The following is a 13,036-nucleotide window of genomic DNA, read 5'->3' as shown; positions in this document are numbered from 1 at the left end:
AGAGGATCACCGGCCGCTCGAACTCGCCCGCCACCTCACGGAAGATGTGAACGGCCTCGGACTCCAGCGAGTCCAGGTGCGACAACGCGAACGGGCTGTCGGTCGCCTCGTCCACGGTAACGGCGGTCGTCATGCGAGACCCCTCTCGGTGAGCAGCGCGTGGAGCTGTGCTGCCGACTCCTGCACGGTCTGGTTCTGGGACTCGATCCGCAGATCGGGGTTCCGCGGCTCGTCGTACGGGTCGTCGACCCCGGTCAGACCGCTGATCTCGCCGGCGGCCTGCTTGGCGTACAGCCCCTTCACATCGCGTACGGAGCACACGTCCACCGGAGTGGCCACATGCACCTCGACATAGGGGGTGCCCTCGGACTGGTGACGCTTGCGGACGGCCTCGCGGCTGTCCTCGTACGGAGCGATGACCGGGACCAGGACCTTCACGCCGTTCGAGGCGAGCAGCTCGGAGACGAAACCGATCCGCTGCACGTTGGTGTGCCGGTCCTCACGGCTGAAGCCGAGGCCCGCGGAGAGGAACTCGCGGATCTCGTCGCCGTCGAGCACCTCGACGCGGTGACCCTCGCCGCGCAGTCGGCCGGCGAGTTCGTACGCGATCGTCGTCTTGCCGGCGCTCGGCAGGCCCGTGAGCCAGATGGTGGCACCGGTCACGTGGTTCTCCTGGGAGGTCTGGGGAGCCTGGGAATTCTCTGTGGTGGTCATCAGCCGTGCAGCCCGCATTCGGTCTTGGCCCGGCCGGCCCAGCGGCCGGCCCGGGCGTCCTCGCCGTCCGCGACCCGGCGGGTGCAGGGTGCACAGCCGACGGAGGCGTAACCGTCCATGAGGAGCGGGTTGGTGAGGACGCCGTGCTGGGCGACGTACGCGTCGACGTCGTCCTGCGTCCAGCGGGCGATGGGGGAGATCTTGACCTTCTGCCGCTTCTCGTCCCAGCCGACGACCGGCGTGTTCGCCCGGGTCGGGGACTCGTCGCGGCGCAGGCCGGTCGCCCATGCGCGGTACGCGGTCAGGCCCTCTTCGAGCGGCTTGACCTTGCGCAGCGCGCAGCAGAGGTCCGGATCGCGGTCGTGCAGCTTCGGGCCGTACTCGGCGTCCTGCTCGGCGACCGTCTGACGCGGGGTCAGGGTGATGACGTTGACGTCCATCACCGCGTCGACCGCGTCGCGGGTGCCGATGGTCTCGGGGAAGTGGTAGCCGGTGTCGAGGAAGACGACGTCCACCCCGGGCATGGCGCGGGAGGCGAGGTGGGCGACCACGGCGTCCTCCATGGAGGAGGTGACACAGAACTGCTTGCCGAAGGTCTCCGCCGCCCACTGGAGGATCTCCAGGGCGGAGGCGTCCTCCAGGTCGCGTCCGGCCTGCTCGGCGAGCGCCTTCAGGTCGGTGGCCTCGGTGATGGCCTGGGTCGTCGTCATATCTCTTCCCTTCCAGCTGAGTTGCTCGAAGTGCCCGGGGCGAGGAGCCCCAGGAACTTCAGCTGGAAGGCTCGACTGCATGCCCGGCATTCCCACGCGCCGTGACCTTGTTCATGGGGGAACAGGTCCTCGTCGCCGCAGTACGGGCAGTGGAACGGTGCGGCACGCTCGCTCATGAGAGGGCCTCTTCCGAGGCGCGCGCCGCCCAGGTGGCGAAGCGCTCGCCGTCCTCGCGCTGCTCCTGGAAGCGCGTGAGGACCCGCTCGACGTAGTCCGGCATCTCGGCCGAGGTGACCTTCAGGCCACGGACCTTGCGGCCGAAGCCCGCCTCCAGACCGAGGGCGCCGCCCAGGTGCACCTGGTAGCCCTCGACCCGGTTGCCGGCGTCGTCCAGGACCAGCTGGCCCTTGAGACCGATGTCCGCCACCTGGATACGGGCGCAGGCGTTGGGGCAGCCGTTGATGTTGATGGTGATCGGCTCGTCGAACTCGGGGATGCGGCGCTCGAGTTCGTCGATGAGCGAGGCGCCGCGCGCCTTGGTCTCGACGATCGCCAGCTTGCAGAACTCGATACCGGTGCAGGCCATCGTGCCGCGCCGGAACGGCGAGGGGTTGACCCGCAGGTCCAGGGACTCGAGGGCGGAGACGATCGACTCGACCTGCGCCTCCTCGACGTCCAGGACGATCATCTTCTGCTCGGCGGTGGTACGGACCCGGCCCGAACCGTGCGCCTCGGCGATCTCCGCGATCTTGGTGAGGGTGGTGCCGTCGACGCGGCCGACGCGCGGCGCGAAGCCGACGTAGAAGCGGCCGTCCTGCTGCTTGTGGACGCCGACGTGGTCCCGCCACTGCCCGGCCGGCTGCTCCGGGGCCGGGCCGTCCGTCAGCTTGCGCTTCAGGTACTCGTCCTCCAGGACCTGGCGGAACTTCTCCGGGCCCCAGTCGGCGACGAGGAACTTCAGCCGGGCGCGGGTGCGCAGCCGGCGGTAGCCGTAGTCGCGGAAGATCGAGATGACGCCCTCGTAGACGTCCGGGACCTCGTCGAGCGAGACCCAGGTGCCCAGGCGGACGCCCAGCTTGGGGTTGGTGGAGAGACCGCCGCCGACCCAGACGTCGAAGCCGGGGCCGTGCTCGGGGTGGTTCACGCCGACGAAGGCGATGTCGTTGATCTCGTGCGCCACGTCGAGCAGCGGCGAGCCGGAGACGGCCGACTTGAACTTGCGGGGCAGGTTGGAGAAGTCCTTGTTGCCCACGATCCGGCGGTAGATCTCGTCGATGGCGGGGGTGCCGTCGATGATCTCGTCCTCGGCGATCCCGGCGACCGGGGAGCCGAGGATGACACGCGGGGTGTCACCGCACGCCTCGGTCGTCGACAGGCCGACCGCCTCCAGGCGGTTCCAGATCTCCGGGACGTCCTCGATGCGGATCCAGTGGTACTGGACGTTCTGCCGGTCGGTGATGTCGGCGGTGCCCCGCGCGAACTCCTGCGAGATCTCGCCGATGACCCGCAGCTGCTCGGTCGTCAGCCGGCCGCCGTCGATACGGACCCGGAGCATGAAGTACTCCGCGTCCAGCTCCTCCGGCTCCAGGACACCGGTCTTGGTGCCGTCGAGGCCCTCCTTGCGCTGGGTGTAGAGGCCCCACCACCGCATGCGACCGCGCAGGTCGTTGGGGTCGATGGAGTCGAATCCGCGCTTGGAGTAGATCGTCTCAATACGTGTCCGCACATTGAGACCGTCGTCGTCCTTCTTGAACTGCTCATTGCCGTTCAGCGGGGTGAAGTGCCCCACGGCCCACTGACCCTCGCCACGGTGACGGCTCACCTTGCGGCGGGGCGTAGCGGGTGCGGGGTTCTCAGGGTTGGCGGCCATGGCGTTTTGTCCTTCGGGACTGCGGGAGGGCGGCTCTGACCTGCACACTCGTACATGGGTCAGGGGATGGCGCGACGGTGCGCAGCAGGGTCGGTCAGAAATGAAATCGCGGCGTTGCTGGTTCTCTCAGCGCACCGGACAGATGGCGCTGGACATGCGGCCGAGGTCGACGTGCCGCCGACTCACCAAGGCAATTCCAGTTCCAGACATGACGGAAGCGTGTCACGGGACTTTGGACCCAGTCCAGCTTCGTCCGAAATGTGGACACGACCGTCCCGCATCGCGAGACGGTGTGCCGTGGGTCACTTTCTTCGGGGGTGCGGAGGGATCAGGAGTGGGCGCCGGGCCAGGGACCGGGCGTCTCGGACTCCTCGACCTCCTCCACCTTGGTGTCGAAGAGCTTGAAGCCACGCCGCAGATAGTTGTCCATCGCGTGCGGCCCGTCCAGCGAGCAGGTGTGGAGCCACACCCGGCGCGTCTCCTCGCGGTCCGGCCAGCGCTCGGCGAGGTCCCAGGCGCGCTGCACACCGTACGAGAGCAGATGCCCGCCGATCCGGCGGCCCCGGAAGGCCGGGATCAGCCCGAAGTAGACGATCTCGACGACGCCGTCGTCCTGCGGGTCGAGCTCGACGTACCCGGCAGGCGTCCCCTTGTCGTAGGCGACCCAGATCTCGGCCCCGGGCTTCTCGACGATCTCCTGCCACTGCTTGTACGTGAGCGACAGCCGATCGTTCCAGCGGATGTCGCCACCGACCGCCGTATAGAGGAAGCGGCTGTACTCCGGCGAGGGCACCTCGGCCCGCTTGATCGTGACGTCGTCGCCCTCGGGGGCGGGGGTGGGCCGGAGGTCGGACGGGGAGGTCTGCTCGAGGGACCAGGTGGTGAGTGTGATGCGCATGCGTTCATGGCATCACGCCACCGCGCCGGATACCGACGCGGCCCCACAACGGGGGGCGGGGGAGCGTGTCCGGTATGTGGACCGGTGTTCAGTGTGTGGAGGCGGGCCGTGGTGGTAGTTCGCCCGAGCCGCGCTCGATCAGCCGCACCGGGACCGTGTGCGTCGTCGCCCGGGAGCGGTCGCCGCCGAGGCGGGCCAGGATCTGCTCCGCCGCCGCGCGACCGATCGCCACGGGGTCCTGGGCCACGACCGTCAGGCCGGGCTCCAGAACCGCCGCCAGCGGCAGGTCGTCGAAGCCGACCAGGGCCACGTCGCGGCGGCCCGCCTCCGCCAGCGCGGGCACGACCCCGAGCGAGGCGAAGTTGTTCGCCGCGAACACGGCAGTCGGCGGGTCGGCCAGCGCAAGCAGCCGCCGCACGGCGACCCCCGCGGCGTACGGGTCGTGGGCGGTGACGACCAGCGCCGGGTCGTGGCCGATCCCCGCCGCCTCCAGCGCCGACCGGTAGCCGCGCTGCCGTGTCTTGCGCGTGTAGAGCGTGGCCGGCCGGTCGCCGATGAAGGCGATCCGGCGGTGCCCGTGCGCGATCAGATGCGCCACACCCGCCCGCGCGCCCTCCTCGTTCGCGCTGACCACCGCGTCCGCCGCGAGCCCCGTGCCCGGCCTGTCGACGAAGACCACCGGCAGGCCGCTCTCCCGCTCCCGGCGCAGAAAGCGGTGGTCGCTGCCGGCCGCAGGGACGACGAGCAGACCGCTGATCCGCCGCGCCAGAAACGTGGTGATCAGCGCGTGCTCCATCGGCTCGCGCTCGCCCGACGACCCCATCAGGAGCGTGAGCCCCCGGTCCCTCACCACGTCCTCGACGCCGCTCGCGACCGTGCCGAAGAAGGGGTTGCCCATGTCCGGCACGACCAGGCCGACCGTGGAGTCCCGTGCCCCGACCCGCATGTTGCGGGCCATGAGATTGGGGCGGAAGCCCAGCTCCTCGACGACCGCGAGCACCTTCGCCCGGGTCGCCTCGGACACCGGCCCGTCCTCGTTGAGCACCCGGGACACGGTCTTCGGGGTCACGCCGACCCGCGCCGCCACATCGGCCAGGGTCGGCCGCCGGGTGCTCCCCATGGTCACCGCATCTCCGTCGTCGCTTCAGGCTCGGTCGCCCACGACCGTACCGCCGTCCGCCCCCTCCACGGTCAGGGCCCCGGTCATGATCGCCACCACCTCCGCCATCGAATGGTCCGACGGCCGGATCTGCGCCACCCGGCGGCCGAGCCGCTGGACGTGGATGCGGTCCGCGATCTCGAAGACGTGCGGCATGTTGTGGCTGATGAGGACCACGGGCAGGCCCCGGTCCCGGACCCGCCGGATCATGTCGAGCACCTGGCCCGACTCCTTCACCCCGAGCGCGGCCGTCGGCTCGTCCATCACCACCACGTGCCGGGCCCAGGCGACCGCGCGGGCCACCGCCACGCCCTGCCGCTGGCCGCCGGAGAGCGTCTCCACGGCCTGGGTGAGGGACCGGAGGCCGATCTTCAGATCGGCCATGTGCGCGGCGGACTCCTCGCGCATCCGCTTGTTGTCGAGCATCCGCAGCACCGAGCCGAGCGGGCCGCGCCGCCGGACCTCGCGGCCCAGGAACATGTTGCTCGCGATGTCGAGCGAGGCCGCGACCGCAAGATCCTGGTAGACGGTCTCGATGCCGTGCCGGCGCGCGTCCACCGGATCGCGGAACCGTACGGGCGCCCCGTCGAGCTCGAGGGTGCCCTCGTCGGGCTGGAGCGCCCCGGTGAGCGCCTTGATCAGACTGGACTTGCCGGCGCCGTTGTCCCCGATGACCGCGAGCACCTCACCGGGCATCAGATCGAAGTCGGCGCCGTCGAGCGCGGTCACCTGGCCGTAGCGCTTGACGAGTCCGCGGGCCTTGAGGACGGGGGTCGCCCCGGGAGCGGTGGTCATCGGCTGACGTTCCTGCGGGGTCATCGGCGGACCTTCCTGCGGGAGAACTGGTCGACGGTCACGGCGAGGATGACGAGGCCGCCGGTGATCAGGGTCTGGTAGATCGAGCCGACACCCATCAGCTGGAGACCGTTGCGGAACACCCCGACGATCAGCGCCCCGACGAGCGTGCCGAGGACCGCACCGCGCCCGCCGAAGAGGCTCGTGCCGCCGAGCACCACCGCCGTGATCGCGTCCAGGTTGTCGGTCTGGCCCGCCTTGGGGTCGCCGACACCGGTCCGGGAGATCAGCAGCAGCGCGGCGATGCCGTAGACGACCCCGGCCAGGGTGTAGATGCCGAGCTGGAGACGGGTGGTGCGGATACCGGTGAGCCGGGCGACCTCGGGGCTGTTGCCGAGCGCGTAGGTGTGCTTTCCCCAGGCCGTCTGGCCGAGGAGGTAGGCGAAGCAGAGGAAGAGCGCGATGGTGAGCACCGAGCCGTACGTGATGTCGGTACGCCCCAGCGGGAACGTCTCGCCCAACCCGGTGAGGAGGCCGGGAAGTTCGGTGACGGTCTGCTCTTCGGAGTAGATGTGGGTGAGCGCGAAGGCGACGTTGAGCATCCCGAGCGTCACGATGAACGGCGGCAGCTTGACGAAGGTGACGAGCGCGCCGTTCGCGAGCCCGAAGAGGGCGCAGACACCGATGCCCGCGGCGATCGCCACGAGGGGCGGGAGGGCGCCCTCGGCGGCGAGCTTGGCCATCACGATCGAGCCGAAGGCCATGACGGCGCCGCAGGACAGGTCGATGCCGGCGGTGAGGATGATCAGGGTCTGGCCGAGGGCGAGGGTGCCGACGACCATGACCTGCTGGACGACGAGGGAGAGGTTGCCGCCGGAGAGGAACTGCTCGCTCTGGAAGGAGAAGAACACGCAGGCGACGAGCAGCGCGACGAGCGGGCCGGCGGTGGGATGGGTGAACAGTCGGCCCGCCGTGCGGCGGGTCCGGGTACCGGGCGCGGCCGGCGGTGCGGTGGTGGGCGGTGCGGTCGTGGTGGTCAACTGGGGCTCCTTGTAAGGGATGGTGGGGTGGGTGCTCAGCCCCAGCAGTTCTCCAGGCCGTACATCGTGTCCTTGGCCGGGACCGCCGAGGTCGGCGCGTCCGTGATGAGGGTGACGCCGGTGTCGACGTAACCGGAGGCCTTCGTGCCGTTCTTGGCATAGGCGACGACCGCGTCGACGCCCTTGGCGGCCATGAGCAGCGGGTACTGCTGCGAAGTGGCCGCGATCCTCCCCTTCTTGACCGCGTCCGTGCCGGTGCAGCCACCGTCCACCGAGACGATCAGGACGTCCTTCTCGCGGCCCTTCGCCTTGAGCGCCGTGTACGCGCCCAGCGCGGCGGGCTCGTTGATCGTGTAGACGACGTTGATGTCCGGGGCCTTCTGCAGGCAGTTCTCCATGGCCGTCTGGCCCTTGGCCTGGTCGCCGCCGGTGTCCTGGGAACAGACGACGGCCGGATCGCCCTCCTTGATCCCGTACCCCTGGAGGAAACCGTCGTGCCGCAGTTGTCCGACGGCGACACCGGGGGCGAGGTCGAGCGTGGCGATCTTCGGGGTCTTCCCCGCCATGGCCGCCTTGGCGTACCGGCCGATCAGCTCGCCGGCCTTGAGGTTGTCGGTGGCGAACAGGGCGTCGGCGGCGTCCTGCGGATCGGTCGGGCTGTCGAGCGCGATGACGAGCACGCCCTTCTTCCTGGCCTGCTCGATCGCGGGGACGATCGCCTTGGAGTCGTTGGGGGTGATCAGGATGCCCTTGACCCCGGACGCGACCATGTTCTCGATCGCGGTGACCTGGCCCTCGTTGTCGCCGTCGAACTTTCCTGCCGCCGTGGTGAGTTCGGCTCCCGCCTTCTTCGCGGCGCCCTCCGCGCCCTCCTTCATCTTCACGAAGAACGGGTTGGTGTCGGTCTTGGTGATCAGCCCGACCTTGACGGGCCCACCGCTGCCCCCGGCCCCGGCGGAGCCCTTGGCCCCCTCGCCGCAGGCGGTGAGAAGCAGAGCTCCGGAGAGCAGGGTGGCCGTGAGGGGGGTGCGGTGCGAGCGGTGCGGAAGGTGCGCTTCATGGCGCGGCTCCTCAGGGACGCAGGGGTGTCATCGTTGACTTATGTCAACGTTGACATCGACTGGCCAGGATGATGGACTCCGCCGCGAGCAACGTCAATGCCCCTCACTCGTTACGAGTTGGCAACGGAGGCTTCCGGATGAGCCGCTGGAACGCACCGCAACTGACCGCCATCGCGGCCCTGCTCGTCGCCGCGTCCACTCCCATCAGCGCGAAAGCCGCACCGCCCGCACCCGCAGCCGTACCGCCCGCAACCCCCCGCCCCCTCGCCACCGGCCCGGTCAACCCCGGTTTCGACACCGGGGATCTCACCGGCTGGACGGTCACCGAGGGCACCGCCTTCGGCCCCGCCGCCGTCACCACCACCGACACCTACTGGGGAGGCCCCTTCCATCACCGGGGCAGCCACCACCTCTGGGGCTACGCCGCCGCCGGTGACGACGCCACCGGGACCCTCCGCTCCTCCTCCTTCGCCGCCCCTGCGCGGATCAGCTTTCTGATCGGCGGCGGCTGGGACCCCGAACGCCTCTACGTCGCCCTGGTCAGGGACAGCGACGGCCGGGTGCTCCACAAGCAGACCGGCCCCGAGGACGAGGCGTATGTCCGGATCGTCTGGGACACCTCCGCCTGGCGCGGCCAGGGCGTCCATCTCGAAGTCGTCGACCGCAGGACCGGCGGCTGGGGCCACCTCAACCTCGACGACGTACGCACCGGAGAGGCCGCCGCCCGGGACGACAACGGCCTCACCTTCCGCACCCTCGGCCAGGCCAACCAGCCCACCACCACAGGGGACTTCACCGCCGACCCGTTGCGCCCGCAGTTCCACTACACGCCCTACCAGGGCTGGATCAACGACCCCAACGGCGTGATCCAGTGGCGCGGCCGCCACCACCTCTTCAGCCAGTACTACCCCGACGCCCCCACGTGGGGACCCATGCACTGGGCCCACGCCGAGGGCCCCGACGCCGTCCACTGGCGCGACCTCCCCGTCGCCCTCACCCCACCGCCGCGCGCGACCCCCACCGACAACAGCGGGATCTTCAGCGGCAGCGCGGTCGACGACGACGGCACCCTGACCGTCGCGTACACCAAGTCCACCGACACCCGCGCGCACCCCGGCGCCACCCCGGAGACCGTCGCCGTGGCGACCAGTACGGACGGGGTCGCCTTCACCCCCGGGGTCGAGGTCATCACCCAGGCGCCGCCCGGCTCGTCCGCCGGGTTCCGAGACCCCAAGCTCTTCCGAGACCCCGTCGACGGTCGCTGGAAGATGGTCGTCGGATCGGGCGACGGCGGGCGCGGAAAGGTGCAGTTGTACGCCTCCGACGACCTGCGCACCTGGACGTACGCCGGCGTCCTCGCCGAGGGCGACGGCACGACCGGCGCGATGTGGGAGTGCCCCGACCTCTTCCAGCTCGACGGGAAGTGGGTCCTGCTCTACTCCACCAACGAGGGCGGCGAGTCCCTCCAGCGGTACGCCGTCGGCGACTACGACGGCAGCGGCTTCCGCGCGGAGCGGCACGGGATCCTCGACGGCGGCGGCGACGTCTACGCGGCGCAGAGCTATCGGGACGACGCCGGGCGCCGGCTGATGACCGCCTGGATGAGCGACTGGAACGTCAAGGAACCCACGAGGGTGGGTGGTTGGGCCGGCGCCCAGTCCCTCCACCGGGAGCTGTTCCTCGCCCCTGACGGGCGTCTCGGTCAACGCCCCGTCGCGGCCGTCGCGTCACTCGCCTCGGGACGGACGACGGCCGTGAAGGACAAGACCGTCGACGGAAGCTGGCGGATCGGACAGGGCGACAGCGTACGCGTGCAGGCGGTGCTCGATCTCAAGGAGACGACCTCCGACACCGTCACCGTCCGCCTCAAGGGGTCCGCCGCCGAGGCGACCGTGCTGCGGTACCGGAAGTCGACCGGCACCCTCACCCTCGACACCACCGGAGCGGGCTACGGCACCCCCGCGACGTACGCCACCAGGACCGCGCCCGCCGCCGACTCCACCCTCACCCTCGACATCCTGGTCGACCGCTCCTCCGTCGAGGTCTTCACAGGGGACGGCGCGGCCCTCACCGCCCGGGTGTACCCGCGCTACCGCGAGTCCACCGCCGTCGAGTTCGCCGTCGACACCGGCCGACTCCGTCTGAAGAGCGCCTCCCTGACCCCGCTGGGCTCCAGCGTCCTGCCCGACTGACCCTCATCCGGAAGGAATCCGCATGACCGCGACCCGCCGCCCCGTGGCCGTCCTCGGCGAATGCGTCGCCGACGCCTTCGTCGCCCCCGGTGCTCCCGGCACCGCCGGGGGGCCGGGCCTCCGGCTCGACGTGCTGCCCGGCGGCGGGCCCGCGAACACCGCCGTCGCGCTCGCCCGCCTCGGCACCCCCACCCACTTCCTGACCCGGCTCTCCGGCGACGTCTTCGGCGGCCTCTTCCGCCGCCGGCTCGCCGAATCCGGCGTCCGCATCGACCTCTGCCCCGACGCCGCCGAGCCCAGCACCCTCGCGATCGCGGGCCTCGGCCCCGACGGCGCGGCCGAGTACTCCTTCCATGCCGAGGCCACCGCCGACTGGCAGTGGACCCGTCAGGAACTCGCGCCCGTCGCCGGGCTGGATCCCGACTGCCTGCACACCGGTTCCCTGGCCCTGGTACGCGCACCGGGCGCCGCCGTCGTCGAAGAGCTCCTGGCCGAGCTGCGCCCCACCACCACGATCTCCCTCGATCCCAACGTGCGCCCGCTGCTCGTCGCCCCCGAGCACTACCGCGCCCGGCTGCCGCGCTGGTGCGCCCTGGCGGACATCCTCCGGCTCAGCGAGGACGACCTGGCCCACCTCCATCCCGGCACCACGCCCGAGGCGGCCTGCGACACCTGGCATCGCGCGGGCGTCCCCCTCGTGGTCGTCACCCTCGGCGGGGCCGGCGCCCTCGTCTCGTACGACGGCGTCCGCAGCCTCCTCCCGGCCCCGCAGGTCGACGTCGTCGACACCGTCGGGGCGGGCGACGCCTTCACGGCCGGCCTTCTCCACCGCCTGCACACGGCCGGCGTACTCGGCGGCCGACTCGACACCCTCGACCGCCGGACCCTGGACGAGGCCGTCACCTTCGGCACCAGGGTCGCAGCGGCCATCTGCACGGTCCGCGGCGCGAACCCACCGCGGGCGGAGGAACTGACCGCGCCTGTCTGACGCCCGCCGCGCCACGGCCGCTGCCGTACGCCCGGCCGATCCCAGCGGCGCGAAGCCGAGCCCCCGCCTACCCCGTCGCCCCGGGCTCCCCGCGGCCCAGGCGGGCCGAGCGGACCGCTGGGGCCGTCGAGTGGGGGAGGAGGTCGGCCGGGTGGGACGGGGGGACGATCCGGACCTCGACCTCCTCGCTGAAGCGGTACGGGCGGTGGGCCAGCACGCTCGCCAGGTTGCGGCGGACCCGGGACATCTCGGCCCGTACCGTCACCGTCCTCGTCCGGTCGCCGAACACGTCCTCCGCCAGCTCCGCCGCCGTCCGTCCGTCGCGGTGCAGGGCCAGGACGTACAGCAGCTCGGCGTGGCGCGGGCTCAGCTCCTGAGTCCAGCTGCCCGCCGCCCCCGACACCGCCACCGACCAGCGGCGCGGCCGGCTCAGGTCGAGCACGACCCGGCTCGCCGCACCCGCGTCCGCGGTCGCCGCCCGGGTCTCCTCCTCGACCCGCAGCAGCCAGCCGCCCGGCAGCGGCTCCACCGCGCACATCCCCAGTGACGGCAGCCAGGTGCGCCCGGCGCGGAAGGACTTCGGCAGCGCGAGCCGGTCCACCGGAGCCATCCCGGTCACCGCCGCCGTCCAGCCGTGCGTGTCCACCGCGACCGCCCGGCCGCCCACCCGGCACAGGATCGGCGCCGCCACCGAGCGCAGCCGCTCGATCGACCGCAGATGGCGGTCGCGCATCTCCGCCTCGGCGAGCTGGGCCACCGAGCCGACCAGCGCAAGCGTCGCCGGATGGAAACTGGAGGCCGGACCGCTCACGTCCACGATCCCCAACAGTCGCTGGTCGCGCGGATCGTGGACCGGAGCCGCGGCGCAGGTCCAGTTGTGGAGCGTATGGACGTAGTGCTCGGCCGAGTGGACCTGGACGGCCCGCCGCATCGCGAGCGCCGTCCCCACCGCGTTCGTCCCCGTGGTGTGCTCGGTCCAGGCCGCGCCCTCCTCCAGACAGATGCCGTTGGCCTGCCGCAGCACCGACAGATTGCCCTCCCGCCACAGCACCCGGCCCTGCTCGTCGGTGACCACCATGATCTGCATGGAGGCGTCCGCGATCCCGGCGAGTCCGGTGCTCAGCGTGCGCATCACTTCGCCGAGCACCGTCGTGCGCCGCCGTTCCTCCAGCTCGTCGCGGTGGAGCAGCTCGCTGCTCGTGCCCTGGTCCGGGTCGAGACCGAGCCGGAACATCCGCTGCCAGGACGCGTCGATGACCGGACGGGGTGCTATCGGCGGCGTCCGGCCGGCCAGCGTCTCCTCCCGTACCCGGTGCAGCAGGCGGGTCGCCTGGGCGGCGTCCATGGTGGCGAGCCGGTTCATGTCGAGCCGAGTGTTGTTCAGCTGCGTGTTCTTCATCGGTCTCTCCCAGCCACCCGCGGTGCTGTATCGGTTCTGCGCTGCTTCTGGATCGAGGCTGCCCGAGTCCTGGTCCCATCGTGCCGTCCAGTGCTCTCCGGCAGAGCCCGATTCGTGGAATCCTGCAACCCTTTGCAACTCTGGCCGCAACCGCTCTCGTAGGTGAGGGTGGTGCGAGCGGCGGGTGGTGCCGTGTCGGCGCAGCACCAC

At 71.2% G+C, this 13,036-nt stretch carries 13 protein-coding genes and 1 pseudogene; 2 read left to right on the top strand and 12 right to left on the bottom strand.

The window, feature by feature from the left end:
• The 11 genes and pseudogenes from ACFV9D_RS28280 to ACFV9D_RS28230 all read right to left on the bottom strand — a co-directional run.
• A pseudogene (locus ACFV9D_RS28280) lies at positions 1–133 on the bottom strand (sulfate adenylyltransferase small subunit); the annotation flags it as partial.
• On the bottom strand, positions 130–732 hold the full coding sequence (gene cysC, locus ACFV9D_RS28275) for an adenylyl-sulfate kinase (protein WP_385152046.1): 603 nt from the start codon (positions 730–732) through the stop codon (positions 130–132). The gene cysC and the pseudogene ACFV9D_RS28280, both read right to left, overlap by 4 nt.
• Positions 714–1,424: a phosphoadenylyl-sulfate reductase gene (locus ACFV9D_RS28270; RefSeq protein ID WP_385152043.1), complete on the bottom strand. Its 711-nt coding sequence runs from the start codon at positions 1,422–1,424 to the stop codon at positions 714–716. Before ACFV9D_RS28270 ends, cysC begins: the two co-directional genes overlap by 19 nt.
• Complete coding sequence (locus ACFV9D_RS28265) at positions 1,421–1,600, bottom strand: hypothetical protein (RefSeq protein WP_385152040.1); 180 nt, start codon at positions 1,598–1,600, stop codon at positions 1,421–1,423. Before ACFV9D_RS28265 ends, ACFV9D_RS28270 begins: the two co-directional genes overlap by 4 nt.
• Positions 1,597–3,294, bottom strand: coding sequence for a nitrite/sulfite reductase (locus ACFV9D_RS28260; RefSeq protein WP_385152037.1), 1,698 nt, complete (start codon positions 3,292–3,294; stop codon positions 1,597–1,599). The genes ACFV9D_RS28265 and ACFV9D_RS28260 overlap by 4 nt, the downstream gene beginning before the upstream one ends.
• Positions 3,295–3,420: 126 nt before the next feature.
• Positions 3,421–3,504: a putative leader peptide gene (locus ACFV9D_RS28255; RefSeq protein WP_349817346.1), complete on the bottom strand. Its 84-nt coding sequence runs from the start codon at positions 3,502–3,504 to the stop codon at positions 3,421–3,423.
• Between the two features lie 118 nt (positions 3,505–3,622).
• Complete coding sequence (locus ACFV9D_RS28250) at positions 3,623–4,192, bottom strand: GNAT family N-acetyltransferase (protein WP_385152034.1); 570 nt, start codon at positions 4,190–4,192, stop codon at positions 3,623–3,625.
• A gap of 88 nt (positions 4,193–4,280) precedes the next feature.
• Complete coding sequence (locus ACFV9D_RS28245; protein ID WP_385152031.1) at positions 4,281–5,312, bottom strand: LacI family DNA-binding transcriptional regulator; 1,032 nt, start codon at positions 5,310–5,312, stop codon at positions 4,281–4,283.
• Positions 5,313–5,336: 24 nt separating this feature from the next.
• Positions 5,337–6,146 (bottom strand): ATP-binding cassette domain-containing protein, encoded by an 810-nt coding sequence (locus ACFV9D_RS28240; protein WP_385152028.1) that lies wholly within the window; start codon positions 6,144–6,146, stop codon positions 5,337–5,339.
• 20 nt (positions 6,147–6,166) lie between these two features.
• Positions 6,167–7,186, bottom strand: a complete 1,020-nt coding sequence (locus ACFV9D_RS28235; protein WP_385152026.1) for an ABC transporter permease — start codon at positions 7,184–7,186, stop codon at positions 6,167–6,169.
• A 35-nt stretch (positions 7,187–7,221) separates the two neighbouring features.
• Positions 7,222–8,196: a sugar ABC transporter substrate-binding protein gene (locus ACFV9D_RS28230; RefSeq protein ID WP_385152061.1), complete on the bottom strand. Its 975-nt coding sequence runs from the start codon at positions 8,194–8,196 to the stop codon at positions 7,222–7,224.
• Between the two features lie 188 nt (positions 8,197–8,384).
• Here ACFV9D_RS28230 and ACFV9D_RS28225 point away from each other — a divergent pair, with 188 nt between their 5' ends.
• Positions 8,385–10,439 (top strand): glycoside hydrolase family 32 protein, encoded by a 2,055-nt coding sequence (locus tag ACFV9D_RS28225; protein WP_385152023.1) that lies wholly within the window; start codon positions 8,385–8,387, stop codon positions 10,437–10,439.
• A 22-nt stretch (positions 10,440–10,461) separates the two neighbouring features.
• The gene (locus ACFV9D_RS28220; RefSeq protein WP_385152020.1) at positions 10,462–11,427 is read left to right on the top strand and encodes a carbohydrate kinase; all 966 of its coding nucleotides are present in this window, start codon (positions 10,462–10,464) and stop codon (positions 11,425–11,427) included.
• Positions 11,428–11,494: 67 nt separating this feature from the next.
• Here ACFV9D_RS28220 and ACFV9D_RS28215 read toward each other — a convergent pair whose 3' ends face one another.
• Positions 11,495–12,826 carry a GAF domain-containing protein gene (locus ACFV9D_RS28215; RefSeq protein WP_385152017.1) on the bottom strand — a complete coding sequence of 444 codons (1,332 nt, stop codon included), beginning with the start codon at positions 12,824–12,826 and terminating at the stop codon, positions 11,495–11,497.
• Between the last annotated feature and the right edge of the window lie 210 nt (positions 12,827–13,036).

Origin of the sequence: Streptomyces sp. NPDC059875, assembly GCF_042731085.1 — a bacterium.
Lineage (GTDB): Bacteria > Actinomycetota > Actinomycetes > Streptomycetales > Streptomycetaceae > Streptomyces.
The sequence above is the reverse complement of the archived record's forward strand: the minus strand, read 5'-3'. Positions and strand labels throughout refer to the sequence as shown.

Bases quoted from the DNA above. Each gene is read 5' to 3' on its own strand.
- cysC (WP_385152046.1), bottom strand. From the start codon at position 732: ATGCGGGCTGCACGGCTGATGACCACCACAGAGAATTCCCAGGCTCCC.
- ACFV9D_RS28270 (WP_385152043.1), bottom strand. From the start codon at position 1,424: ATGACGACGACCCAGGCCATCACCGAGGCCACCGACCTGAAGGCGCTC.
- ACFV9D_RS28265 (WP_385152040.1), bottom strand. From the start codon at position 1,600: ATGAGCGAGCGTGCCGCACCGTTCCACTGCCCGTACTGCGGCGACGAG.
- ACFV9D_RS28260 (WP_385152037.1), bottom strand. From the start codon at position 3,294: ATGGCCGCCAACCCTGAGAACCCCGCACCCGCTACGCCCCGCCGCAAG.
- ACFV9D_RS28255 (WP_349817346.1), bottom strand. From the start codon at position 3,504: ATGTCTGGAACTGGAATTGCCTTGGTGAGTCGGCGGCACGTCGACCTC.
- ACFV9D_RS28250 (WP_385152034.1), bottom strand. From the start codon at position 4,192: ATGCGCATCACACTCACCACCTGGTCCCTCGAGCAGACCTCCCCGTCC.
- ACFV9D_RS28245 (WP_385152031.1), bottom strand. From the start codon at position 5,312: ATGGGGAGCACCCGGCGGCCGACCCTGGCCGATGTGGCGGCGCGGGTC.
- ACFV9D_RS28240 (WP_385152028.1), bottom strand. From the start codon at position 6,146: ATGACCACCGCTCCCGGGGCGACCCCCGTCCTCAAGGCCCGCGGACTC.
- ACFV9D_RS28225 (WP_385152023.1), top strand. From the start codon at position 8,385: ATGAGCCGCTGGAACGCACCGCAACTGACCGCCATCGCGGCCCTGCTC.
- ACFV9D_RS28220 (WP_385152020.1), top strand. From the start codon at position 10,462: ATGACCGCGACCCGCCGCCCCGTGGCCGTCCTCGGCGAATGCGTCGCC.
- ACFV9D_RS28215 (WP_385152017.1), bottom strand. From the start codon at position 12,826: ATGAAGAACACGCAGCTGAACAACACTCGGCTCGACATGAACCGGCTC.